Annotated in this window: 1 protein-coding gene; it reads left to right on the plus strand. The window is 66.6% G+C overall.

Annotation, left to right across the window (positions count from 1 at the left end; translation table 11 throughout):
- Positions 1–66 precede the first annotated feature (66 nt).
- A partial coding sequence (locus U1E26_07505) for an IS1634 family transposase (GenBank protein MDZ4169487.1) occupies positions 67–1,824 on the plus strand: 1,758 nt, incomplete at its 3' end.

Here is a 1,824-nt window from a genome sequence, read left to right on the forward strand (position 1 = left end):
ATCTGTAGGCACACGACATGGCAATTGTGGCTTGACGAGTAAGGTAGTACATGCTCCAATGTGGGCATGTTCCTCCGAACCACCAAGCGCAAGAACCGCGACGGCTCCGTGGTCGAGTATCACCAACTCGCCCACAACGTCCGCGACCCCGAGAGCCGCCAGTCGGTCGCTCAGATCATCCACAACTTCGGCCGCGCCGATGGCGAGGCGCGAGACGCCCTGGTCCGGCTGTGCCAGTCCATCGCGCGCGTGGTTGGCATGGAGGTGCGCGATCCGCTCGCCCAGCCGGGTTTGATCGGAGCCGGCGCCGGGGGACCGGAGGCGGCGAGGACGGCAGATCCCTGGCCCCCTGGACTGCGCTGGCTCGCCTCGCGGCTCCTGGGGCCGGTGGTGGTGATCGAGGCGCTGTGGGAGCGGCTGGGGATCGGACCGGCGCTGCGCCAGGTGGCCGCCGCGGAAGGCTGCACGCACCCCTACGAGCGGGCGCTCTTGGCGATGACGGCCAACCGCCTGTGCGAGCCCAAGAGCAAAGTCGGGGTGTGGGATCGCTGGCTGCCCAGGGTGCATCTGCCATCCTGCTGGGAGCTCGAGCTCGACCACCTCTACGAGGCGATGGATCTCCTGTACCGGCATGCCGAGCGGGTCGAGGAGCGGGTCTTCTTCCACACCGCGGACCTGCTGAACCTGACGGTGGACTTGGTGTTCTACGACACCACCACGGCGTCGTTCGCGGTCGACTTCGAAGACCCCGACGAGGAGGTCGAAGCCGGGGGTGTCGAAACGGGCGCAGGGGCCGCCGCGGGCCAGGAGAAGCCGGCCAAGCCGGGGCTGCGCAAGCGGGGCAAGAGCAAGAACGGGACCTGGAACCCGCAGATCGTGGTAGCGCTCGCGGTGACCCGAGAGGGGCTGCCGGTACGCTCGTGGGTGTTGCCCGGCAACACCACCGACGTGACCACCATCGCGAAGGTCAAAGCTGACCTGCGCGGCTGGAAGCTCAGCCGCTGCCTCTTCGTGGCCGATGCGGGGATGGACAGCGCCCAGAACCGCGAACTCTTGTCCGTCGGCGGGGGCAAGTACCTGTTGGCGGTGCGGGCGGCGAGCGTCAAGGAGGTGCAGGAGGAGGTCCTCACGCGCCCAGGGCGCTACCAGAAGGTGGCCGACAACCTCCAGGTCAAAGAGGTCGAGGTTGGCGATGGGGAGCTTCGTCGGCGCTACTTCGTCTGCTACAACCCCCGGGAGGCGGAGCGACAGAAACGCCACCGAGACATCGTGCTTGCCGAATTGCGGGAGGAACTGGGGCGCCATCAGGACTGGGGCGCCACGGCCAAGTGGGCCGTGGCCTTGCTGGCCTCTGGGCGCACCCAGCGCTACCTCTCGGTGAGCCCGGCGGGCCAGATCTACGTGGACCCCCTCAAGATCAAGAAGGCCGAGAAGCTCGACGGCAAGTGGGTCTTGATCACCAACGATGACACGCTGACGCCCGCGGATGCGGCCAGTGGCTACAAGGGCCTCTTGGTGATCGAACGGTGCTTCCGGAGCCTCAAGACCACCCAGATCCACCTCACGCCGATGCACCACTGGCTGCCACGCCGCATCGAGGCGCACGTGAAGATCTGCGTGCTGGCGCTCTTGATCCAGCGGGTAGCCGAGATCGCCTGCCAGAAGAGCTGGCCATGGCTCCGGCATGCCCTGAGCCAGCTTCAGGCGGCGGAGTTCGAGACCCCGACGCATCGATTCTTTCGGCGCAATGAGCCGTCCCAAGACGTCGTCGACCTCCTGAAAACCCTAAGTATTCCGATGCCTAAGCCAGTTTTAGACCTCGCC

The sequence above is a fragment of the Coriobacteriia bacterium genome (assembly GCA_034370385.1).
Taxonomy (GTDB): Bacteria; Actinomycetota; Coriobacteriia; order Anaerosomatales; family PHET01; genus JAXMKZ01.